This is a genomic window from Seohaeicola saemankumensis (assembly GCF_021021435.1).
In the GTDB taxonomy this organism is placed as follows: Bacteria; Pseudomonadota; Alphaproteobacteria; order Rhodobacterales; family Rhodobacteraceae; genus Seohaeicola.
The window spans coordinates 20,909-43,771 of the sequence record NZ_JAINWI010000004.1 but is presented as its reverse complement, the minus strand read 5'-3'; the positions used below and the strand labels follow the sequence as shown (position 1 = coordinate 43,771).

At 58.4% G+C, this 22,863-nt stretch carries 21 protein-coding genes and 1 pseudogene; 14 read left to right on the top strand and 8 right to left on the bottom strand.

Annotated elements, in window-relative coordinates; all coding sequences use genetic code 11:
- Nucleotides 1-65: 65 nt before the first annotated feature.
- The 3 genes from K7H22_RS02070 to K7H22_RS02060 are packed head-to-tail and all read left to right on the top strand — an operon-like array spanning nucleotide 66 to nucleotide 4,361.
- Complete coding sequence (locus K7H22_RS02070) at nucleotides 66-1,289, top strand: urate hydroxylase PuuD (protein WP_230799042.1); 1,224 nt, start codon at nucleotides 66-68, stop codon at nucleotides 1,287-1,289.
- 46 nt (nucleotides 1,290-1,335) lie between these two features.
- Complete coding sequence (gene mutL, locus K7H22_RS02065; protein WP_230799040.1) at nucleotides 1,336-3,177, top strand: DNA mismatch repair endonuclease MutL; 1,842 nt, start codon at nucleotides 1,336-1,338, stop codon at nucleotides 3,175-3,177.
- Nucleotides 3,174-4,361, top strand: a complete 1,188-nt coding sequence (locus K7H22_RS02060) for a DNA recombination protein RmuC (RefSeq protein WP_230799038.1) — start codon at nucleotides 3,174-3,176, stop codon at nucleotides 4,359-4,361. Before mutL ends, K7H22_RS02060 begins: the two co-directional genes overlap by 4 nt.
- Nucleotides 4,362-4,437: 76 nt before the next feature.
- Here the strand turns inward: K7H22_RS02060 and K7H22_RS02055 are convergent, their stop codons facing one another.
- Nucleotides 4,438-5,094 (bottom strand): ChrR family anti-sigma-E factor, encoded by a 657-nt coding sequence (locus K7H22_RS02055; RefSeq protein ID WP_230799037.1) that lies wholly within the window; start codon nucleotides 5,092-5,094, stop codon nucleotides 4,438-4,440.
- An 8-nt stretch (nucleotides 5,095-5,102) separates the two neighbouring features.
- Nucleotides 5,103-5,609: a sigma-70 family RNA polymerase sigma factor gene (locus K7H22_RS02050; RefSeq protein WP_419248139.1), complete on the bottom strand. Its 507-nt coding sequence runs from the start codon at nucleotides 5,607-5,609 to the stop codon at nucleotides 5,103-5,105.
- A gap of 279 nt (nucleotides 5,610-5,888) precedes the next feature.
- On the opposite strand from K7H22_RS02050, the gene K7H22_RS02045 reads away from it, so the two are divergent.
- The 7 genes from K7H22_RS02045 to K7H22_RS02015 all read left to right on the top strand — a co-directional run bounded on the left by K7H22_RS02045 (nucleotide 5,889) and on the right by K7H22_RS02015 (nucleotide 11,514).
- The gene (locus tag K7H22_RS02045) at nucleotides 5,889-7,187 is read left to right on the top strand and encodes an NAD(P)/FAD-dependent oxidoreductase (protein WP_230799033.1); all 1,299 of its coding nucleotides are present in this window, start codon (nucleotides 5,889-5,891) and stop codon (nucleotides 7,185-7,187) included.
- Entirely contained in the window at nucleotides 7,184-7,939 is a 756-nt protein-coding gene (locus K7H22_RS02040; protein WP_230799032.1) for a DUF1365 domain-containing protein, read from the top strand. The genes K7H22_RS02045 and K7H22_RS02040 overlap by 4 nt, the downstream gene beginning before the upstream one ends.
- Nucleotides 7,936-9,150, top strand: a complete 1,215-nt coding sequence (locus tag K7H22_RS02035; protein WP_230799030.1) for an MFS transporter — start codon at nucleotides 7,936-7,938, stop codon at nucleotides 9,148-9,150. Before K7H22_RS02040 ends, K7H22_RS02035 begins: the two co-directional genes overlap by 4 nt.
- On the top strand, nucleotides 9,151-9,717 hold the full coding sequence (locus K7H22_RS02030; protein WP_230799029.1) for a DUF3833 family protein: 567 nt from the start codon (nucleotides 9,151-9,153) through the stop codon (nucleotides 9,715-9,717).
- Nucleotides 9,714-10,448 (top strand): SDR family NAD(P)-dependent oxidoreductase, encoded by a 735-nt coding sequence (locus K7H22_RS02025; protein WP_230799027.1) that lies wholly within the window; start codon nucleotides 9,714-9,716, stop codon nucleotides 10,446-10,448. The genes K7H22_RS02030 and K7H22_RS02025 overlap by 4 nt, the downstream gene beginning before the upstream one ends.
- Before the next feature lie 67 nt (nucleotides 10,449-10,515).
- Nucleotides 10,516-10,842: a DUF3775 domain-containing protein gene (locus K7H22_RS02020; RefSeq protein ID WP_230799026.1), complete on the top strand. Its 327-nt coding sequence runs from the start codon at nucleotides 10,516-10,518 to the stop codon at nucleotides 10,840-10,842.
- 366 nt (nucleotides 10,843-11,208) lie between these two features.
- Nucleotides 11,209-11,514: a hypothetical protein gene (locus K7H22_RS02015; RefSeq protein ID WP_230799025.1), complete on the top strand. Its 306-nt coding sequence runs from the start codon at nucleotides 11,209-11,211 to the stop codon at nucleotides 11,512-11,514.
- Between the two features lie 124 nt (nucleotides 11,515-11,638).
- Here the strand turns inward: K7H22_RS02015 and K7H22_RS02010 are convergent, their stop codons facing one another.
- From K7H22_RS02010 to K7H22_RS01995, 4 genes are read right to left on the bottom strand one after another with little or no spacing between them, the layout of a single operon-like run.
- On the bottom strand, nucleotides 11,639-12,784 hold the full coding sequence (locus K7H22_RS02010) for a saccharopine dehydrogenase family protein (RefSeq protein ID WP_230799024.1): 1,146 nt from the start codon (nucleotides 12,782-12,784) through the stop codon (nucleotides 11,639-11,641).
- A 14-nt stretch (nucleotides 12,785-12,798) separates the two neighbouring features.
- On the bottom strand, nucleotides 12,799-13,050 hold the full coding sequence (locus K7H22_RS02005) for a SemiSWEET family sugar transporter (protein ID WP_230799023.1): 252 nt from the start codon (nucleotides 13,048-13,050) through the stop codon (nucleotides 12,799-12,801).
- 1 nt (nucleotide 13,051) lies between these two features.
- Complete coding sequence (locus K7H22_RS02000) at nucleotides 13,052-14,104, bottom strand: saccharopine dehydrogenase (RefSeq protein WP_230799021.1); 1,053 nt, start codon at nucleotides 14,102-14,104, stop codon at nucleotides 13,052-13,054.
- A gap of 56 nt (nucleotides 14,105-14,160) precedes the next feature.
- On the bottom strand, nucleotides 14,161-14,820 hold the full coding sequence (locus K7H22_RS01995) for a histidine phosphatase family protein (RefSeq protein ID WP_230799019.1): 660 nt from the start codon (nucleotides 14,818-14,820) through the stop codon (nucleotides 14,161-14,163).
- Between the two features lie 129 nt (nucleotides 14,821-14,949).
- Here K7H22_RS01995 and K7H22_RS01990 point away from each other — a divergent pair.
- A pseudogene (locus K7H22_RS01990) lies at nucleotides 14,950-16,153 on the top strand (Zn-dependent hydrolase).
- Between the two features lie 51 nt (nucleotides 16,154-16,204).
- On the opposite strand, the gene K7H22_RS01985 reads toward K7H22_RS01990, so the two are convergent.
- Together K7H22_RS01985 and K7H22_RS01980 are read right to left on the bottom strand one after the other, a co-directional pair.
- Complete coding sequence (locus tag K7H22_RS01985; RefSeq protein WP_230799018.1) at nucleotides 16,205-16,909, bottom strand: response regulator transcription factor; 705 nt, start codon at nucleotides 16,907-16,909, stop codon at nucleotides 16,205-16,207.
- Nucleotides 16,906-18,828, bottom strand: a complete 1,923-nt coding sequence (locus tag K7H22_RS01980; RefSeq protein WP_230799017.1) for a PAS-domain containing protein — start codon at nucleotides 18,826-18,828, stop codon at nucleotides 16,906-16,908. Before K7H22_RS01980 ends, K7H22_RS01985 begins: the two co-directional genes overlap by 4 nt.
- Before the next feature lie 213 nt (nucleotides 18,829-19,041).
- Here K7H22_RS01980 and K7H22_RS01975 point away from each other — a divergent pair, with 213 nt between their 5' ends.
- Genes K7H22_RS01975 through K7H22_RS01965 form a run of 3 tightly spaced genes read left to right on the top strand, consistent with a single transcriptional unit; the run spans nucleotide 19,042 to nucleotide 22,861 of the window.
- Nucleotides 19,042-21,015 (top strand): AMP-binding protein, encoded by a 1,974-nt coding sequence (locus tag K7H22_RS01975; RefSeq protein WP_230799016.1) that lies wholly within the window; start codon nucleotides 19,042-19,044, stop codon nucleotides 21,013-21,015.
- On the top strand, nucleotides 21,012-21,833 hold the full coding sequence (locus K7H22_RS01970) for an ABC transporter ATP-binding protein (protein WP_230799014.1): 822 nt from the start codon (nucleotides 21,012-21,014) through the stop codon (nucleotides 21,831-21,833). Before K7H22_RS01975 ends, K7H22_RS01970 begins: the two co-directional genes overlap by 4 nt.
- Before the next feature lie 41 nt (nucleotides 21,834-21,874).
- On the top strand, nucleotides 21,875-22,861 hold the full coding sequence (locus K7H22_RS01965) for a branched-chain amino acid ABC transporter permease (protein WP_230799012.1): 987 nt from the start codon (nucleotides 21,875-21,877) through the stop codon (nucleotides 22,859-22,861).
- Nucleotides 22,862-22,863: the final 2 nt, after the last annotated feature.

Genomic DNA, 22,863 nt, shown 5'->3' with positions numbered 1-22,863 from the left:
AAGGATTAACAAACAAGTCGCGCTAAGGGTAGCCTGCTTGAAACCCCTGTTCTAAGGAGAGCGCGATGTACGATCTGGCTGCAATGGGCGCCTGGCTGGAATTTGCGATCCGTTGGCTGCATGTGATCACCGCGATCGCGTGGATCGGATCGTCTTTCTATTTCATCGCGCTTGATCTGGGGCTGCACCGCGACCGCAATCTGCCCTCTGGTGCGGATGGCGAGGAATGGCAGGTCCATGGGGGCGGTTTCTACCATATCCAGAAGTATCTGGTCGCCCCGTCGAATATGCCCGACGGTCTGATCTGGCATAAATGGCAAAGCTACTGGACGTGGATGAGCGGCTTTATCCTGCTCGTGCTGGTCTACTACCTTGGCGCGGAATTCTATCTGATCGACCCTGCCGTGATGGAGCTTGCCACTTGGCAGGCGGTAAGTATCTCGCTGGCATCGCTAGCCTTTGGCTGGCTCGTTTATAACACGCTTTGTAAGGTCTTTGTCGATGCCAACCAGACCGGCTTGATGCTGGCCCTGTTTGTCGTTCTGGTGGCGATGTCCTATTTCTACGCCAGCGTGTTTTCAGGCCGTGCCGCCATGCTGCATCTGGGCGCATTCACCGCCACGATCATGAGCGGGAACGTCTTTTTTGTTATCATTCCCAATCAGAAGGTGGTGGTCGCCGACCTGATCGCAGGGCGCAAACCCGATCCGAAATATGGCAAGATCGCCAAGCAGCGCAGCACGCATAACAACTATCTGACGCTTCCTGTGATCTTCCTGATGCTGTCCAACCATTACCCGCTGGCTTTTGCCACCGAAAACACATGGATCATCGCCAGCCTGGTGTTCCTGATGGGTGTGACGATCCGGCATTACTTCAACTCGATGCATGCGCGTACCGGTAACCCGACCTGGACATGGGCCGCCACTGTGCTGATTTTTATCGCGATCATGTGGCTAAGCACGGCACCCATGTTCCGCGCCGAGGCATCCGAAGAAGCGCAGGGTGCCACCTTGCGTTTCGTGCAGGCAGAGGGTTTCAGCGAGGTGCATGATATCGTCATGGGGCGTTGTTCCATGTGCCACGCAGCGGAACCTTTCTGGGAGGGGTTGCTTTGGGCCCCGAAAGGCGTGCGGCTGGATACCGAGGCGCATATCGCCGGTGCGGCGCGCGCCATCTACCTGCAATCCGGCGTAAGCCACGCCATGCCGCCTGCGAACCTTTCCTATATGGAAGATGATGAACGCGCAGCCATCGTCGCTTGGTACAAGGCCGCAACAGGCGGTTGATCTGACCTGTGGTCGAATCGGATCACAACATGCTAAGTCTTGGGGCATGGCTCAGGCAAACCCCAATATAGGCGATACTCGTCCGGTCATCCGTCAGTTGGATGAGGCCGCGATCAACCGGATCGCTGCGGGTGAGGTCGTGGAACGCCCTGCCTCGGCGGTCAAGGAACTGGTCGAGAATGCGCTGGACGCGGGCGCGCGGCGCATCGACATTGCCATGGCCGATGGTGGCAAGACCCTGATCCGCGTTACAGATGACGGCTGCGGCATGGCACCGGATGATCTGCCGCTTGCGTTGTCACGACATGCGACCTCCAAGATCGACGGAACCGATCTTCTCAATATCAACAGCTTCGGTTTCCGTGGCGAGGCGTTGCCATCCTTGGGGGCGGTAGGACGGCTGACAATGACCAGTCGCGCCAAAGGGTATGAAGCGGCGCAAATCGCCGTGGCTGGAGGGCAGATCGGCCCCGTTAAACCCGCCGCCCTGACAGCAGGCACCGTTGTCGAACTGCGCGACCTCTTCTATGCCACCCCAGCACGGCTAAAATTCATGCGATCGGACCGTGCCGAACAGCAGGCCGTCAGCGACATCATCAAGCGCCTTGCCATGGCAGAGCCTTTTGTCAGCTTCATACTACGCGATGTGTCTGGTGGTGGTGAAGGCCGCGTGCTGTTTCGTGCGGATTCCGAGACTGGTGATATGTTCGACGCATTGCACGGCCGACTTGCCCGCGTGCTGGGAAGCGAATTCGCGGATAACTCCTTGAAGGTCGACGCGGAGCGCGACGGTTTTCACCTGACCGGTTATAGCGCACTTCCCACCTATTCGCGCGGCACCGCGGTGGCGCAATTCCTTTTCGTGAACGGACGACCGGTTCAGGACCGTTTGCTGATCGGCGCGTTGCGTGGGGCCTATAGCGATTTTCTGAGCCGTGACCGGCATCCCGCAGCCGCTTTGTTTCTGGATTGCGATCCGCAGATGGTGGATGTGAACGTCCATCCCGCCAAATCCGAGGTGCGCTTTCGTGATCCCGGTCTGGCGCGTGGTTTGATCGTCACGGCCCTGCGCCACGCATTGGCCGAAGCGGGACACCGCGCCTCAACCACTGTCGCGGCGGCCACTTTGGGTGCATTCCGGCCCGAACCCGTTGGCCATCACCAGCCTGCACGCATTTACCAGATGGACAGGCCCGGCCCTGCTGCAAGGCAGGCCGCCTATGCGGCGCAGGCCCCCGGTTTTGCCGACATGCCGGCGACCTATACCGCGCGGGTCGAGGAGACCTCGCCCGAGGTCGAAGAGACCGCACTGCCCCTGGGTGCCGCACGCGGGCAGGTGCATGAAAACTATATCATCGCCCAGACAGATACCGGCATGGTGATCGTCGATCAGCACGCGGCCCATGAACGGTTGGTCTACGAGCGTCTGAAACGTCAGATGGCGGAAAACGGCATCGCGGCCCAAGCGCTGCTGATCCCCGAAATTGTCGAACTGTCGCCTACCGACTGCGCCCGTTTGTTGGAGCATGCGGATGATCTGGCAAAACTCGGACTGGGGATCGAGCCGTTTGGCGGCGGTGCAATTGCCGTGCGCGAAACGCCTGCTTTGCTGGGGCCGGTCAATGCCCGCGCCATGATCCTTGATATCCTTGATGAACTGGCTGATCAGGGCAGTTCTGCAAGCGTCCGGACGCAGCTTGACGCGATCCTCAGCCGTGTTGCCTGTCACGGTTCCATCCGGTCGGGACGCCGCATGCGCGCCGAGGAGATGAACGCATTGTTGCGCGAGATGGAAGCAACGCCACATTCCGGCCAATGTAACCATGGCCGCCCCACATATGTCGAACTTAAGCTGGCCGATATCGAACGGCTTTTCGGGCGGCGATGATTACGATTGGCGGGCAAAGCTATGCGCTGGATGATCCGGCGGTGATGCTGGTTCTGGCAGGGCTTGGTATTGCCTTGCTTGTTGTGATCTTGCTGATCCTTGCTCTGCGCGCCGCAGCGCGTTCCGCCCGTCTTGCTGCCCCAATGGCGCAGCAGATGGCTTATATGGCCAGCCGTGTGCAAGGCTTGGGTGACGGGCAGCAACAACTCTCCGGCGGTCTGTCGCATGTCGCCGAGGCGCAGGCTGCCTCGCAGGCGCAGATGATCCGCCTGATGGAACAGCGTCTGGCCCATGTCACAGGACAGATGACCGAGACCTTGCACGGTTCCGCCCGCCGCACAGAGCAATCGCTGGGCGAGTTGCAACAACGCCTTGCGGCGATCGACAAGGCTCAGGACAATATCACCAAGCTGTCAGGCGATGTGTTGTCTTTGCAGGACATCCTGTCAAACAAGCAGACGCGCGGCGCTTTTGGCGAAATCCAGCTTCACGATATCGTCGGCAAGGCATTGCCTGCCGACAGCTACAAGATGCAGGCCACGCTGTCGAACGGCAAGCGCGCTGACTGTCTGATCCATTTGCCCAATCCGCCTGGTCCCATTGTCGTGGACAGCAAATTCCCGCTTGAAGCTTATGAGGCGCTGCGCCGCGCTGACAATCCCGCCGATCTGAATCGCGCTGCCAGCCTGCTGCGCCAGTCTGTGCGCGCGCATATCAAGGCAATATCGGAGCGTTACATCATCGAGGGCGAAACCGCTGATGGTGCGCTGATGTTCCTGCCTTCCGAAGCTGTCTATGCCGAGTTGCACGCCAATTTCCCCGAACTTGTGCGCGAAGGGTTCGCGGCACGGGTCTGGATCGTGTCACCCACCACATGCATGGCGACGCTGCATACGATGCGCGCCATCCTCAAGGATGCACGGATGCGCGAACAGGCAGGAGCCATCAGACGTGAATTAGGGCTTCTGGCGCAGGACATGGACCGGCTGGGCCAAAGGGTCGAGAATCTGGACCGTCATTTCGGGCAGGCCTCGCGCGACCTTGCGGATATCAAGATCAGTGCCGACAAGGCAGGGCGGCGTGCGAAAAGGCTGGATAACTTCGATTTCGAGGATGTCGTGCCCGACATTGCCCCTGATGCGTCGCCTCTGGTTCTGGCACAAGGGCTGCGCCGCGATACCTGAGCGCAGGGCATTGCCCAAAGCAAAAAAGGCGGCCTCGCATGGACCGCCTTCAAAAAAATTCGCCCAAGCTGACGCCTCAAATCCTGAGGAACGGTTGTGCCATACGTGGAATCAGTTTGTTGAACCGCAATGGCGCATCGGTGGCCGCAAGGCAGATACAATCCTCGCCGATATCGGCAATCGGGGTGTGGTTCAGGTCTTCGTCAGCGATTTCGATATCACCAGGGCCGAAGCGGTCCGTTTCATCCACGAAAGCGCCCTGCAACACCAGGGTCAGTTCCATCCCGCGATGCCCGTGATCCGGTACCGCCGTGCCGGCAGGGATATAGAGCAGGCGGATAGACGCTTCTTTCGAGGTGGGAAGGATGGCTTGTTTGACACCCATACCGATGGGGCGCCATTTCACCTTGTCCAGATCACCGCCAATGTAGTCGCGCAGCGGTGCGGGCAACACCGATTTCGCCGCCTTCTCTTGTGGCTGCCGGATCGGGTCGGATACCGCGCCCGAATTGATCAGTCGCATGGTTTCGGCAAAGCTGTTGTCGTCGATGCTGGCGGTTCCGGTTTCTTCCAGAAGCGCGCCGCCCACGCTGTCAAAGCTTGCCAGTCGCGCGCGGCATTCATCGCACATGGACACATGCGCGGCGACGATCAGATTGAACGCCTCGGGCAGGTTGCCAGCTGAATAAGCCATCAGCAACGAGTCGGTCAGGTGGTGTTTCACATTATTCATCTGCGTGTTCACTTCATTTCATGGCGAAGTCGGTCCAACGCCAATCTGATACGGGATTTGATCGTGCCAAGGGGCAGGCCGGTCTGTTCTGCAATTTCGCTATGCGACAAATCGCCGAAGTAGGCTTTTTCGATCAGTTCCTTCTGTTTGTCGGGCAGGGCGGCGATTGCGCGCCCCAGTTGTTCGCTTTCCTGTTGCATGCTCAGGACATCTGCCTGGTCAGGCTCTTCCTCGGGGCCCCAAACCAGATCTTCGGGTTCGGGACGGCGCTGCTTGCGTAGCGCGTCTATCTTGCGATTACGGGCTATCGTGAACACCCATGTTGCGACTGATGCCCGCGACGCATCGAAAAGATGCGCCTTGTGCCACAGGGTTGCCATCACCTCTTGGGTGCATTCCTCGGCCAGCGTCGCGTCAGCACCGGACCGCATCAGGAAAGATTTCACCCGCGGGGCGAAATACATGAACAGTTCGGCAAAGGCCGTCTGGTCCTGATCGTCCCGAATCCGAGACATATGGGTGATCCAATCCGTCGGATCGTATTTTGTCTTTGTGGCCAACGGCTGCGCCTTCTCGGACAACATTTTACTGACCTCTGTCCTAGCATGCTGGGCAGCCGGGGACGAGGCAACATTTGGCTCCGAAGGATCAACAATGTTGAACATACCAACGAATACGCAGGCCAAATCTGTTCGGATCACCGCCAAGCATAATTTGTTTTGTGTTTCATCCAAATGCGGACTTTCAACGTAACTCTTGCACTACCCCAGTGAATCAGCCGGAGCCAAACCTAGATGCCATTTGAAGCGGGCCGTATTGCCCCAAAAAAAATCGCCGTCATCGGAGCAGGTATTTCAGGGATGGGGGCGGCGCATATGCTGGCGGATTCCCATCATGTCACACTGTTCGAAGCAGAACCGCGGCTTGGCGGGCATGCCCGAACCATCATGGCGGGAAAACGCGGTGATCAGCCTGTCGATACAGGCTTTATCGTGTTCAACTACGCCAACTATCCGCATATGGCCGCGCTGTTCGACAGGCTTGATGTGCCTGTCACCAAATCGAACATGAGTTTCGGGGCCTCGCTCAAGGGCGGTGCGCTGGAATATGCCCTGACAAGCCTGCCTGCTCTGTTCGCCCAAAAGCGCAATATCGTGAACCCCAAGTTTATCGGCATGGTGCGAGACATCCTGCACTTCAACGCAAATGCCCTTGATGTGGCACGGGACCGTAGCCTGACCACCGGGCATTTTCTGGAAAAGCTGGGAACAGGCGATTGGTTCCGCGACTATTACCTTCTGCCCTTGTCCGGCGCGATCTGGTCCACGCCGGTCGAGCAAATCATGGAGTTTCCGGCCCATGCCATGATCCAGTTCTTCGAGAACCACGCCCTGCTGAACACAACAGGGCAGCATCAGTGGTATACGGTGCAGGGTGGTTCCATCGAATATGTCCGCCGCCTTGGTGACGCGATGAAAGAGCAGGGCGTGACCTTCCGGTTGGGAACACCGGTAGACGCGGTTCGCCGTCCGCATATCGGCGTCGAAATCAAAGTGCAGGGCGGCGAATGGGAAACCTTTGACGAGGTGATCTTTGCGACCCATTCGGATGATAGCTTGCGTTTGCTCGCAGATCCTACGCCTGAAGAAAAAACCAATCTTGGTGCTATCGCCTATCAGCCAAACGATATCGTGCTGCATGCCGACCCGTCGGTGATGCCGCGGCGCAAGGTGGTCTGGTCTTCGTGGAACTACACAGAAGTGGTGGGCAAGCAGACAGACAAGATCGACCTGACCTACTGGATGAACTCGTTGCAACCTATCCCGAAGGACGATCCGCATTTCGTAACGCTGAACAGCACGCGCCCGATCCGCGAGAATCTGGTCTATGACCGCGTCACCCTGCGCCATCCTGTGTATGATCTGGAAGCGCTGGCCGCGCAGGACAGGGTGCGCCTGACCAACGGAACTCGCAACACATGGTTCTGTGGCGCGTGGATGCGGCACGGCTTTCACGAGGACGGGCTGTCCAGCGCTGTCGATGTCGTGGAAGCCTTGCGTCGAACAGATGTTGCGCTGGTAGCGGCGCAGTGAACGGGATCGATCATATCGCAGGATATACCTGGCATGGTCGCAAGGGCGGTATCGAAAACGCCTTTCGCTACAGTGTCGACTATGTACTGTTGGATGCTGAAAAGCCAGCAATGTCGCCTGCCTTGTTCGGCAGGAACAAGGGCAACCTTGTCTCGCTGTGGGACATGGATCACGGGGGCGTGCCCAAGCAGGGCCGCGGGGCTGCGTGGGTCCGCGATGTTCTGGCAGCCAATGCGGTTGAGACGCCTGACCGGATCGAATTGCTGACCCAACCCCGCGTTCTTGGCCACGTGTTCAACCCCGTCTCTTTCTGGCTGTGTCATGATGTGGATGACGGGTTGCGCGCGGTTATTGCCGAGGTGACCAATACCTTCGGGGATCGCCATTCCTATCTGGTCCTGCCCGAAGATCATGGCGTCATCACGTCCGAGGATCGGTTGCGGGCCACCAAGCTTATGCATGTGAGCCCCTTTCAGCCTGTTGATGGAGGTTACGAGTTCCGCTTTGATATCCGTCCTGACCGGATCGGCATCTGGATCGACTATACCGGCGGCAATGGCGGTGTGATCGCAACACTTGTTGGCGCGCGTAAACCCATCAGCAACGCAAGCATTTTGCGTAGCGTGTTGCGTCGGCCGTTCGGGTCACGCCGTGTGCTAGCCCTGATTCATTGGCAGGCGCTCAAGCTTTGGTGGAAGGGTGCCACCTATCGCCCGCGTCCAGAACCTCCTGCGGAAGAGGTCAGCAGATGACCGTCTGGAAGGTCTCGCTTCCGGCCTACGGCGTATTTGCAGCGCTGCTCGCGGCGGCGGGCTTACCGATCTATATCCATGCGCCAAAATTCTATGTCGACGAATACGGCGTTTCGCTGGCGGCTTTGGGGGCGGTCCTGTTTGGACTGCGCCTGTTCGATGTCATCCAGGACCCGTTGCTGGGCCGACTGGCAGGTGCCTTGCGGCACTGGCGGGCAGCGGCGGTGACCTTTGGCGTGGCGCTTATGGTTGTCTCGATGTTGGGTTTGTTCGCCGTTGCGCCGCCTGTCGCCCCACTGATCTGGTTCGCGTTGATGCTGGCAGGCGTTTTTTCCGCCTTCAGTTTTCTGACGATCTGTTTCTACGCCCAAGGCGTCCAGACGGGCGGCAGGCTGGAAGGTGCAGGGCATCTGCGTCTGGCGCGCTGGCGCGAAACCGGTGCTTTGCTGGGTGTCTGTGTTGCGGCCGTTGCGCCGGTGATATTGGGCGGGTTCATCGGCTTTTCCTTGGGGTTTGCCATTCTGGGTCTGACAGCGCTTTGGGTGATGCGCCGTGAATGGGGCAGCGAGGGCGAGATCCCCGAGGGTGGTTTTGCACCGGTTCTGCAAGATCCGGTTGCGCGCCGCCTGCTGTTGATCGCCTTGGTGAATGCAGCACCCGTCGCGGTCAGTTCGACCCTGTTTCTCTTCTTCGTCGAAAGCCGCCTTGCCGCGCCCGGTTGGGAAGGGCCATTCCTGTTGCTGTTTTTCCTTTCAGCAGCGATCGCGGCCCCTTTCTGGGGGCGTGCCGCCGAACGCTTTGGCCCCAAACAGGTGCTGATGTCTGGGATGGTGCTGTCGATCATCGCCTTCGCCTTCGCCCTGACCTTGGGGGCGGGCGATGTGTGGGCCTTTGGCCTGATCTGTCTGGCGTCGGGTGCCGCGCTGGGCGCGGATATGACCCTGCTGCCCGCAATATTTTCTGCGCGTATGGCGCGGGTCGCACCGGGGGCATCGGGCGCGTTTGGGCTGTGGTCCTTTGTGTCCAAGCTGTCGCTGGCCTTTGCCGCGATTGCTCTTTTGCCGGCCCTTGAAACCGCAGGGTTCCGTGCCGGAACCGAGAATACAGAAAGCGCGCTTTGGGCGCTGAGCCTTGCCTATGGTCTGGTGCCCTGTGTCCTGAAGCTGTTGGCCATCGGACTGCTTGCGACCACTCACTGGAAGGAGGACTAGATGGCCGATCCAATTCTCTTCACGTTCCTCGGCGCCTTTGGCGTTCTGGCAATTCTATGGGCGAAGGCGCGATTTTGGTCATTCGTGGCGCAGCGCCCCGAAGATTATGAGGGCGGCAATCTCCAGTTTGACCTAAGAGAGCACCTTAACGGTCCGATACTTTGCGAAGGCGTTATTTACGGCCCTCTCGGACGTGTTACTTCGCGGTTTGTCGGCAGGTTCGAGGCGCGCTGGGACGGAAACCGCGGCATCATGCGTGAACATTTCATTTATGACAGCGGTGCAACGCAAGACCGTGAATGGCGGCTCGAGCTTGGTAATGACGGGCGCATCAAGGCAGATGCGGATGATCTGGTGGAAACAGGCATCGGCGTCATGCAAGGCTCTGCGGTGCGTTTGAACTACCGGATCCGTTTGCCCGAGGATGCTGGCGGTCATGTGTTGGATACCGTGGACTGGATGTATCTGGCCCCGAATGGTACCGTCGTGAACCGAAGCCAGTTTCGCAAATTCGGGATACCCGTGGCCGAACTGGTGGCCACAATGCGGAAGGTGGATGCGGTATGATTGATTGGCAGGGAAAACGGTATTGGCTGATCGGTGCCAGCGAAGGCTTGGGGGCCGCGCTCGCCCATAAACTCAGCAGCGCCGGTGTCGAGGTGATCGTTTCCGCACGCAACGAGGAGCGGTTGCAGGAACTGGTGGCGGCACTGCCTGGCAAGGCGTCATTTGTGACCGTTGATGTCAGTGATAGCGCCAGCCTGGCGGCAGCGATGCAGCAGATCGGCCAGATCGACGGTATGGTCTATCTGGCAGGTGTCTACTGGCCGATGAAGGCGCAAGAGTGGCACACTGGTCAGGCGGAAGCCATGGCCGACATCAACTTTACCGGCGCCATTCGTTCCGTTGGCGCGGTGTTGCCGCAAATGGTCGAACGCGATTCAGGCCATGTCGTCATCACAGGATCACTGTCTGGCTTTCGTGGTTTGCCCGGTGCTATCGGCTATGCCGCATCCAAGGCGGGCACGATGTCGCTGGCCGAAAGCCTTTATGCCGACCTTCGGAAAACAGGCGTGCGCGTTCAGGTCGCCAACCCCGGTTTCATCCGCACGCGCCTGACCGACAAGAACGAGTTTGCCATGCCCTTCCTGATGGAGCCGGATCAGGCCGCACAGGAAATGTTCGAGCTGATGAATGATGAAGGCACGTTCAAGCGCAGTTTCCCGCGCATTTTCAGCTGGTTGTTCCGCATGTCGCAATTCATGCCGGATTGGCTTTATTACCGCCTGTTTGCTTGAGGTCAAAGACGCTTCCGTTTGGAGAGATCAGGACTGTCTGGCATAGTGCCAACAGGAGGACCCCGCCATGCTGGAAATTTCCATCAACAAAGTTGCTCAAGTCGTGCTGATGTCACGCGAACTTTCGCGTGCCGAAGGCGAGTTGCGCGCGTTTATCGAACGCCTGAGCGACGAGGAGCAAGTCAGCCTTGTCGCCCTGATGTGGATCGGTCGCGGCTCTTTCGAGCCGGAAGAACTGGCCGAGGCGATCCAGACTGCAGCAGAAGAGGCAACCACCCCGACAGCCGATTACCTGCTGGGCACGCCGCATCTGTCCGACCATCTTGAAAACGGGCTGGACGCCCTGGGGATGTCCGCCACAGACGAAGAAGATGATTTGATTCGAGGAGGTTAGCCATTTTAGAGCACGGGATGCTCTGGGTTTCTTGCTTTAATGTGCAAAATTGCACAAACTTCGTGCACAGTACCGCATTTCACGTCAGTTTGGACGTTGGGTCAATCATCACAAATTCCCTGTCGCGCTTATCGAGGAACCGTGACCTGTGAGTAATAATTCATGTGAGTTCATAGAAATATAATCGTAAAATACTGAAATTGTTGTTAAAATATTTCAAAATGTGCCGCTAGAGAATTAGTTTCATCTTTCAAGATCGCAAGATCACACGTTCCCTTGAGCGGGTGTGTTTTGAATGTGCGCTCGTGCAGGTCCATATTGGCTGCAGATCGAAAATGATCGTAACCAGAAAAATGGAGTTACAAAATGAACCGCATTATTATGACCGCTATCGCCGCCGCCACATTCGGAACCGCTGCCTACGCAGGTGATATGGTCGCAGACGACACGCTGGCTACCCGTTCGGAGCCCGCAAGCGTTATCGTATTCCAGCAGGACCGCGGTATTTCGGACAGCGACACCATCGCTGCAACAGCCGGTGTACCCTTGACGGTCGACGCTAGCCTGATCATCAATCCTGGCCGTGAAGCAATTGCGGAAGATGGTGAGGTGACCGTTTACAGCTTTAACGCACCCACCGACAACAGCGCCGTAACCTTCTCGCCGCGCTAAAACATATGTTCTGACGTGGTTCCTCCCTCCGCGTCAGAGTTGAACAGCTCCCCGTTGTTCAAAACCCCGCTCCGGATGTCCGGAGCGGGGTTTTTATTTGGCACAAAGGGCGCTTTGCGCCGTTTTAGACAGTCGTGCGGTCCACAATCGCAAGATGTTGCGCCAGTCGGCCAATTTCATCCATCCACTTGCCGACAAGTCGCGGATCGGACGGTGCGGCAGTGACGCCTGCGGGCACGGCACGCGTCAGAACAGCCTCCACCGCAAGCGACACCGGTACTGACACAAGCCGCGCCATGGCCGTGCCGCGCGCATCACCCCAGGCATCCATGACGTAAGATTTGTGCCATACGATCTTGCCATCTTTTGCCGCTTTCAATTCCACACAAAGAACAACCCTGTCAGGCTCGCCGTCGTCATAGGCGTTCTCGGCCCAGAACTGGTCTGACATTTCTTTAAGCCGGGCGTCGCCTTCAGGACCGGACAATGACTCGATCTCGGCAAAGACATCGGCCCATGCGTCCGACCAGCCATTGAGGCGCAGCGTGCCGCGCACGAAATCGCGGACCGGCCATGCGGGGTCGAAGCGGTAATCCTCGATAAAGGGAACTGAATCGCGGTTGGGGTAAACCTCGAAGGTCTCGGCTTGCGGTAGTGGCGCGTCATAGCTGCTCAGCGCGTTCCACGGGCGATCCACGCGCAGCTCGGAAAAGTTACGGATTGAACGCGACGGCGAGCGCAACGCTTTCAGCACGCCCAACGGCGACCAACTAAATTTGTAGCGGAACGCATTCGCGATCTTGGGAACGCCCCCGCAATAGGACAGGAAAGAGATTTCATTGGCCGGATCATAAGCGTCAGAGGCGCGGTATTCCGCGACAAGATGATGCGCCATCAGGTGGTCGATGCCGGGATCAAGCCCGACCTCGTTGACCGAAGACAAGCCCTTGTTGCGAAACGCATCGTCTAGTGCCCGCATTTCCGGTGCGATATAGGAAGATGATACGAAATGCGTGTCTTTCTCAAGGCACAGCTTCGCCAGTGGCACATGCCACTCGGCAGGCAGCATCGAGACAACAACATCGCCTTTGGACAATTCCGCGCCCAGCGCTTCGATGTCAAAGGCCTTGATCCGGTCGGTCAGATCGCCCACGACCTTGCGCGCCTTGTCGGTCGAGCGGTTCCAGACGGTGACCTCATGTCCTGCCTCGATCAGTCGACGCAAGCCGGGAATGGCCGAGAGGCCGGTGCCGCACCAATGGATGGTCATGGGTTATCCTTTCGTTATTTGAACTTCAGCTTGGCCGATACAATGGCGATCATCGCTGTGACCGAGACGACATTGGCAAGGATCAACGGCCAGTCGACAATCATCACGCCGTACGCCAGCCAGAGAGAGACCGTCGCCAGAAACAGGATCTGTGCGATCAGCGACAGGCTACGCGTGTCACGCGTCCGCCAGACCTGCAGGGCCTGCGGAATCCAGCAGATCGTACCAAGAATGGCAGCAGCATATCCGATATAGAGAGGGGTCATGTCAAATCTTTGCCAAATGGGTCTGGAACGTATCCTTGGCACGTCCCCAGACACCGGTTTCAAGGTCGTTCAGAGATAGCAGTGTCGATAGAAGCTGGTCTGCGTAGTCCTGCGAGCTTTCTACAGGCAACATGGACGGCAGATTGTCGATGGCCGTGACATCCAGTGGCGGTGTATCATGCACGCGCAACGCAGGCGCATCCCATGTGGTTGTGCGGTCATAGACCTTGATCGGAGAGAAATCGCTGGTTGGATCGCAGGCAATATCACCGATCACGCGCAGGTCATGGAGCGCACTCAAGGCGCTTTCAGGCACGAATACCGGTGTTCCGGGGCGCGCCAGAATGCAATTAAGGAAAAGCTCATGCTCGAATATCTGCGGAAACGGCCCGCCACTGGCGGTTTCGGCTATGTCCCAGCGTGTCACCTGCATTCCTAGGGCCTCGCAAAGATCGGATGCACCCGTTCCCACGCGCCCCAAAGCGCCGATAACAATCGCACGTGGCCGCGATTGATTGCGCGGCATCGTGGCGGTCAGATCCGCGACCAGCGCATCGCGTCCGGCATAGACACCGACCGGATCACAGATGCCGCCCTCCTGCTGGGCAATCCAGCATTTTAGTGCAATGGCGGCCCCTGCAAAACCTGCCCAGTAGCCGAAAGCCGCAACACGCCGGCCGTTCTCGTCCACCAGATATTCAAGATCAAAAAGCGTCCCGCCGCCTGCCTTGAACCGCTTGAGCAGTGCTTGACCGGCGGGCTGGCCCTTGAAGGCATGGCCGAACATGATGTGACGATGCGGCAAAGGCGTGCCATCGTCCGGCAGTTCCTTGAGGCCGAATATGATCGCGTCGGCGGGCGCGGCAGGCCAGCTGTTCTGCGCGGCGATCTCGGCACCGGCGTCGCGATAGCCGTCAATCGGCAAGGCGCGTACATCGCTTTTCTCTATTGTAACGCGTATTCCTGCGGCAATCAGTGCGGCGCAACCATCAGGGGTCAGGCCCACCCGCTCCTCATTGGCGCGTTGTTCGGCGCGCACCCACAGATGTGTCATTCAGGCGTCTTTCGTTCTCAGGATCGGCCTGCACCATAGCCAAGCTTGCAGGCGGCTTAAAGATGCGTTTGTGCATACTGCCGGTCGGGGCGGTCCAGATGTGGTACCGCATTGAACTGGGTGAGGGCCATGTCCTGTCCCAGCCGGTGCAGACGGTGGACCGAAGTGTTCATTATGGCAATGCAGGCCCGTGCGAATGCGGGCATGCCAAGCCCCATGGTCTGGCGCAACACCATCCCGATCAGCCCGCCCGACGTGACCACAAGAGCTGGACCTTTCCCTGCGGCAATCTCGGCAATGGCATCGGTCACGCGCTCGGAAAATTCTACAAAACTCTCGGGCGGGTTCTCGATTTCTCCGGCCTCCCATGCCATCAGAAGACGCGGCATATAGGTGACGAACTCTTCGCGTGTATCCGGTAGAGGCACGGCATGTTGCACACCGTAAAGCTTTGCCAGCGTGAAAAACTCCATCTCGTTCAGGCGTGCGTCCTGAATGATCTCGGCATGGGTTTCCGCGCCCATGGCCGAGGCGGTTTCGACATGCCGGATCAGGGTGCCACAATAGACACGGCTGACCTTTTCGCGTGTCTCGGACAGATGCTCGCCCAGCCATGCCGCCTGCTGGTGACCAAGCGCGCTCAGGCTGTCATACTCGTGTTCATCCCGCGCTTTGGTTTGGGCTTGCCCGTGACGGACAAGGGTGATCTGCGACATTGTCTGTCTCCCTGTGCTTGCGCGGCAGAGTTAAGTGAGCGCCAAGGCTAAGACAACTGCGAAACAGCGGATGGACATTCCGGTTCCGTGAAGTTTTGCTCATGGCCGAACATAGCGGAGGAACAGGTGATGCGAGTGAACGGCGAACGGTTCTTGAAGGATCTGCACGATCTGCGCCGGTTCGGGGCATCGGGTGTCGGCAAAGGGGTCATCCGTCCCGCTTATTCACCGGCAGATATTGCCGCGCGGGAATGGCTGGCGGGGCGCATGGCCGATGCGGGACTGGAGCCGCACTTTGACGCGGTGGGCAACCTTTTCGGGCTCGCGCAGGGCAAGTCGCTTCTGATGGGATCGCATAGCGACAGCCAGCCCGAAGGTGGCTGGTTGGATGGGGCGTTAGGTGTTGTCATGGCGCTGGAATTGGCGCGATCATCGCAGGAAAGAGGCGGCCCCACCATTTCCGTAGCGAATTTTCAGGACGAGGAAGGTCGCTTTGGCGTCACGACCGGAAGTGCGATCTGGTCAGGCCAGCTGCCGCTTGATCGCGCCGATAGCTTGACGGACAGTGCGGGCGTCTCCTTTGCACAAGCGCGCGGCGATGGCCCATTTTGCAGGCGATGCCGTCGATCCGGCGCGGTTTACCGGCTTTGTCGAATGCCATATAGAACAGGGTCCGTGGCTGCAGGAAGCGGGGCAGGCCGTCGGGATTGTGACGGATATCGTCGGCATTCGCGATATGACGATCACGCTGGTGGGCGAGCAGAGCCATGCAGGCACAACGCCCATGCACCGCCGCCGCGATGCCTTTCAGGCGCTGTCGGCTTTCAACGCGGCTTTGAACGACCGCTTGCGCAATATCGTCACGCCGCAATCCGTGTGGACAATCGGTCACGTCAGCCTGCATCCCGGCGCGCATTCCATTGTGCCGGGGCGCGTGACTTTTTCGATGCAGTGGCGTGATGGGGACAGTTCGCGTTTGAAAAGAATGGAGAACGTCATCCGCCAGACAGCCACCGAAATCGCAGGGCAGTCCGGCATGGCCCTGTCCTTTTCCGACATGATGGGATTGGAACCTGTCACGATGGACCCCGCCCTGCGCGCGGCCCTGACGTCTGCCGCGAAGGCAAAAGCCCCCGACCGCTGGCGCGAAATGCCCTCTGGCGCTTTGCACGACGCAACCAATGTTGCGATTCTGATGCCTGTGGCAATGATGTTCGTCCCCTCCATCGGCGGCATTAGTCATACTTTCACCGAGGATACCGCCGAGGATGATCTTCTGACCGGGCTTCAGGTCATGGCACATGCCTTGCCGCACATGGCGAAGGCCAATTGATGCGGCTTCTACTTGCCCGAAATATCCCCGAGTCCGGGGCAGCGCCCCGATCTACCCCAGCCATTCAACGTCCCCGACAAAGATATAGCCCGCGCCATAGATCGTCTTGATCAGTCGCGGGTTCTTCGGGTCTTCGCGCAGTTTCGTTCTTAACCGCGATATACGGACATCCATCGCGCGGTCAAAACTTTCACCCGCCGCACCGCCAAGGATTTCCTGCATCATCCCGCGCGAGATCAAACGCTTGGGTCGCTCCAGAAACAGGCGTAGTACTTCGCCTTCCGCGTGGGAAAAAGGTGTTTCCACCCCACTTTCATCCTCAAGCGCGTAATGATCGAAATGCGCGGTCCAGCCGTTGAACCGTGCGGTCTGTCCGGTTTGCGTCGCGGGCTGGCCGCGGCGCAGGCGGGCACGGATACGAGCGACCACTTCCGCTGGATCGAAAGGTTTGATGATATAGTCATCGGCCCCCAGTTCCAGACCGGTGACGCGATCCTGCACCTGCGCACGCCCCGAAATGATGATGACGACAGCACCTTTTTCCAGCGCCAGCCGGTGCACCAGTGTCAGACCATCCCTGTCGGGAAGGGACAGATCAACAAGACAGATATCGGGTGTGGCGGTTTTCAACGCCGCCTCGAATTCGGTGGCGCGCCCAAAGCTCATGGTGCGGAATCCGGCTTCGTTCAGCGCATCGGCCAGCATTGTCCTGATCGCAGGTTCATCGTCCAGAATGGTGACAAGTGGTGCAGTCATTTAGTTTCGCCGGAGTTTTGCAAGAAAGCGGTCAGGCCGGTTGCAGTAAAGGGCTTCATCAGGACGGGAACCCTGCCCGTTGCTGCGATATGGCAAGGGTGGTCCTTGGGCAAGGACGTCATGAGGCGGCAAGGCGGATGGATCGCGGGCAGGCGGTCCAGCAGGTCCAGCCCCGTCGCGTCGCCCTCCAAGGTGATATCGGACAGGATCAGGGTGATATCGGGCAATTGGGACAACAGCGCCAAAGCCTCGTCGACACTGGCGGCCTCAATTACCGCATGGCCTTGTTCGCGCAGCATCTCGCGGATTCCGGCGCGCAGGTCGGGGCTGTCCTCGACCAACAGTACCAGTCCCGGCGCCAGCGCGGATGGTGCGGGGCGTAGCGGCAGACGAAGGCTGACCTTGCCGCCCTCTTCGGTATTGCCGATCCAGACACGTCCGCCCGCAAGCTTGACCATGTCGTAGACCATCGCCAGCCCAAGCCCTGTGCCCTCGCCACCCTTTGTGGTGAAGAAAGGCTCCAATGCGTGTTTCAAGGCGCTTTCCGAAAATCCGGGCCCTGTATCGGTGACAGTAAAATCTGCCCATGTGCCCTGCACAGCGAACACGTTGAGCCTGATTTCACCACGACCGCCGCAGGCGTCACGGGCATTCAGGATGAGGTTGAGCAAGGAATCCTGCAACATGCCTGTGTCCAGCATCAGGGCATCGGAGGCGATATCATTCTGGATCATCAAGCGGATCCCATCGGGCAGGGCCGATGCTGCAAGCGTGTCGAGATCGGACAGCATCACCCGCAGATCGGCCGGAACCGGATGCCATTCCCGCGCGCCGGTGATATCGGCGATCCGGTTTAGCAAGCTACCGCCGCGATGCGCTGCGGATAGCGTTGCCGTCACCAGATCGCGCGCCTCTGCCGGTAGGGACAGGCGTTGCAGTCTGGACTGGCTGCCCATGATGATCGTCAGAAGGTTCGAGAAATCATGCGCCATTCCGCTGGTCAATTGCGCCGCCATCTCGCGCCGCTTTGTCTGTTGTAGGGCGGAACGGGCCTGGGTTTCCTCGGTCACATCCATCGACAGGATATAGACGCCGTTGATCTGGCCATCGGTGGCGCGGTCAGGGGTAAAGGCCGCGCGGATGCGGCGCGAGCTTTCCTCGTCGTTGAATTCGAATACGGATGCGGTTCCGAAAAAGGCGGCATCCAGATGCGGCTGGATCGCGCCATAGGCGGCCTCTCCCAAGGCTGTGTCGATTGGCAAGCCAAGGATATTTGCCGGACGCCCGGGCATCACCACCCCCAGTTTGCGGTTTGAAAACGTGTAGCGCCGGTTGCGGCCGACATGTGAGATATGCGCGGGCATCATCTCGGTTGTCAGGCGGGTGCGGGCCTCGGTTTCCGTCAACTGCCGCTTCGCCTCTTCCAGTGCGGTTATCGTGGCTTCAAGCTTGCGGTTGGTCGCGCTCAACTCCTCGGCATAAGCCAGCACCTTGTCGCTCAATTCCTCCGACCGCGCGCGCAGCAACGTTTCTTGCTGTTTCACACGGGTGATATCGGTATAGACCGTCACCCAGCCACCTTGCGGCAGCGGCGACCCCTCGACGCTGATGCTGCGCCCGTCCGGTCGTAGGCGCTCCATGTAATGCGGTGCAAAAGCGCGGGCCTGATCGACCCTGATCCTGACAGCCTCCTCAACATCCGAGACCTGACCGTATTCGCCGCGCGTGACCAGAAAACGGATCGTATCCTCGAACCGCGCGCCCGGTGTGGTCAGTTCGGGCGGCAAATCGAACATGTCGCGGAATGGGCGGTTGCAGACGACCAGCCGCAACGCGTTGTCATAGATCGACAGCGCCTGCTGGATCAGGTTCAGGCCCGCCATCGTCATTGCAGACGTATCAATTGTTCCTGTGCTCATCCCCAACCCTTTTGACCGATATGGCTATCACCATGCATCGGCTGCGCCTAGTGCCACGATCCACGGAATGCCTGTTACAATTCGTTACAATTGAGAAATCATCAGGAAAAAGTTGACGTAGAGCTTAGCAGGTGCACCATCGAAGATCGGTAAAGAATCGCCGACAAGGTGGTCGCCGGCCCGAAGGAGAGCGGGCTTAAGGGAGGAACAGAATTGGCACAGTCGTCACAGGCGACCGGTGGACTTGTGTCCATACCGGCGCTGTTGCAGCGCAACGCACAAGGTTTCGGGGACAAACCGGCCTATCGCGAAAAAGAATATGGCATCTGGCAGAGCTGGACATGGAAAGACGTCCAGCGCGAGGTGGATAGTCTGGCGCTGGGCCTGATCAATCTTGGTGTGAATGAGGGCGATTTCATTGCCATCATCGGGGGCAACCGCCCGCATCTCTATTGGTCTATGGTCGCGGCCCAATCTGTCGGCGCAGTGCCGGTTCCGCTTTATCAGGATTCAGCCGCCGAAGAGATGGCCTATGTTCTGGACCATTGCGGTGCGCGTTTCGTGATCGTCGAGGATCAGGAGCAGGTGGATAAGGTGATCGAGATTCAGGATCGCCTGCACCAGTTCCAGCATATGATCTATCTCGATCCGCGCGGCTTGCGGAAATATGACCATTCGCATCTACATGAGTTCCGTCATGTTCAGCAGCAGGGTCACGCCGCACGTGACGAATTCTTGCCCGAACTGGAACGGCGGCGCGCCAAGTTGGATATGACCAGCACCTGCGTGATGCTGTATACTTCGGGCACGACGGGCAAGCCCAAAGGGGTTGTGCTAAGCAATCGCAACATTATCGAAAGCGCGCAGAACTCTTCCGATTTCGACAGTCTTGGCGCGGGAGAGGAAATCCTGGCCTATCTGCCGATGGCATGGGTTGGCGATTTCATCTTCTCGGTCGGGCAGGCCTATTGGACAGGTTTCTGTGTCAACTGCCCCGAAAGTCCCGAAACCATGATGACCGATCTGCGCGAGATCGGGCCGACCTATTATTTCGCTCCACCGCGCGTCTTCGAGACACAGCTGACAAATGTGATGATCCGGATGGAAGACGCCAGCCGGATGAAAAAGTGGCTGTTCGATTTCTTCATGGCGCATGCGCGCCGCGTCGGACCGGACATTCTGGACGGCAAACCCGTCGGTTCGTTCGACCGCCTGAAATACAAGCTGGGCGAGCTGTTCGTCTATGGCCCGCTGAAAAACACCCTGGGTTTCAGCCGTGTGCGGATCGGCTATACTGCAGGCGAAGCGATCGGCCCCGAGATTTTCGATTTTTACCGCAGCTTGGGGATCAATCTCAAACAGCTCTATGGTCAGACCGAAGCTACCGTTTTCATCACCATGCAACCTGACGGAGAGGTTCGCTCCGATACCGTGGGGGTTCCCGCGCCGGGTGTGGAGTTGAAGATCGGCGACAACGGCGAGGTTTATTATCGCAGCCCGGGTGTGTTCGAGTATTACTACAAGAACCCCGAAAGCACGGCTGATACCAAGGATGCCGACGGCTGGGTGGCGACAGGCGACGCCGGCTTTATCGAGGAAGGATCGGGCCATTTGCGGATCATCGACCGTGCCAAAGATGTGGGTAAAATGGCCGATGGTCGCCTGTTTGCGCCGAAATATGTCGAGAACAAGCTGAAATTCTACCCCAACATCCTTGAGGCGGTTGTCTATGGCAATGGCCGCGAACGCTGCATGGCCTTCGTGAACATCGACTTGAGCGCTGTTGGCAACTGGGCCGAGCGCAACAACATCTCGTATTCCTCCTATCAGGAACTGGCAGGGCACCCGCGTGTTCTGGATGCTGTTCAGGCTCATGTCGAAGAGGTCAACCGCTCGATCGCGGAAGACCCGATGCTGTCCGGCTGTCAGATCCACCGCTTCCTGATCCTCCACAAGGAACTGGACGCGGATGATGGCGAAATGACCCGCACCCGCAAAGTGCGCCGCCGGATCGTTGAAGAGAAATACAACGACCTAATCACCGCGCTTTATGACGGATCGGAGCGGGTCAGCACTCGCACCGAAGTGACATACGAGGACGGGCGCAAGGGATACATCAGTGCGACGCTCGAAATCCGCGACGCAGCGGTGCAATCGGGCTCGACGCAGAAGATGGCAGCAGAATGAACGACATGAGCACAGAGGGATATGTCACACCCGACGGTCGCAAGATCGGTGGAGTGATGATGGAAATGAAAAACATCACGCTGCGTTTCGGCGGTGTGAAGGCAATTACCGATATCAGCTTCGATATCCGCGAAGGCGAGATCCGTGCGATCATCGGCCCCAATGGTGCGGGCAAGTCGTCGATGCTGAATGTGATTTCAGGCTTCTATGTCCCGCAAGAGGGCGAGGTATGGTTTCGCGGCACAAAGCGCCCGCAGATGAAACCCTATCAGGTCGCGCAGCAGGGCATTGCGCGCACCTTTCAGAACATCGCTCTTTTCGAAGGAATGAGCGTTCTGGACAACGTGATGACTGGCCGTCTGACCCATATGAAAACGGGCATGATAGCGCAGGCGATCTGGAAGGGCAAAGCAGAACAGGAAGAGGTCGAGAACCGCGAAGTCGTGGAAAAGATTATCGACTTCCTTGAAATTCAGGCGATCCGCAAAACGCCTGTAGCGCGTTTGCCCTACGGCTTGAAAAAGCGTGTCGAACTGGCACGCGCCTTGGCGGCAGAGCCCAAGCTTTTGCTACTGGATGAGCCGATGGCCGGCATGAACGTCGAGGAAAAAGAGGACATGAGCCGCTTCATCCTTGATGTGAACGACGAATTCGGCACCACCATCGCACTGATTGAACACGATATGGGCGTGGTTATGGATCTGTCCGACCGCGTTGTCGTGATGGATTACGGCAAGAAAATCGGCGACGGCACCCCTGACGAGGTTCGCAACAACCAGGCCGTGATCGACGCCTATCTTGGGGTGGCTCATGACTGAGTTTGCCCATGCCATTCACCGCCTCATAGGGAGCATTCCCCATGCCTGAACAACTGTTTTTCGCCGCTGAAGTGATTATGAACGGCCTCATGGCGGGCGTTCTTTATGCGCTTGTCGCACTGGGCTTTGTGCTGATCTACAAGGCCAGCGGCATTTTCAACTATTCGCAGGGCGTCATGGCCTTGTTCGCGGCAGCCACGCTGGTTGGCATCATGGACGGGCAGGTGCCCTTCAGTCACCTGATCAATGCGATCCTTGGCACCAATGTCCACCATTTCGGCTGGCATGTTCCCGCAGTGTTGGCGATTCTCATGACGATGGCCGTGATGGTATTGCTGGCTTGGGCAGTGAACCGTTTTGTGTTCAAATATCTGGTTAATCAGGAAGCGATCATCCTGTTCATGGCCACGATCGGTCTGGCTTATTTCCTTGAAGGCACAAGCGATCTAATGTGGGGCGGACAGCTCAAGACGTTGGACGTCGGTTTGCCGCAAGGGATGAACGCGACACTGGACGAAGTGACCTTTGGCATGTTCGGCTACGGCTTCTTCATCGACAATCTGGATATTGTCGCCTCGATCGTGGCGCTGATCCTTGTGGTCACCCTGACCGTCTATAGCCAGTATTCAAAACAGGGTCGGGCCCTGCGCGCTGTAGCCGACGACCATCAGGCGGCACTTTCGGTCGGGATCTCGCTGAACTTCATCTGGATTCTGGTCTGGTCCATCGCCGGTTTCGTGGCGCTGGTCGCCGGTATCATGTGGGGCGCCAAATCGGGCGTGCAGTTCTCGCTCTCGCTGATGGCGCTCAAGGCGCTGCCAGTGTTGATGCTGGGCGGCTTTACGTCGATCCCCGGTGCGATTGTCGGCGGTCTGATCATCGGTGTGGGTGAGAAACTGTTCGAATTCACCCTTGGCGGCATGATGGGCGGGGCCACCGAAAACTGGTTTGCCTACGTGCTGGCGCTGATCTTCCTCGTGTTCCGGCCACAGGGCCTGTTCGGCGAGAAGATCATCGAAAGGGTCTGACG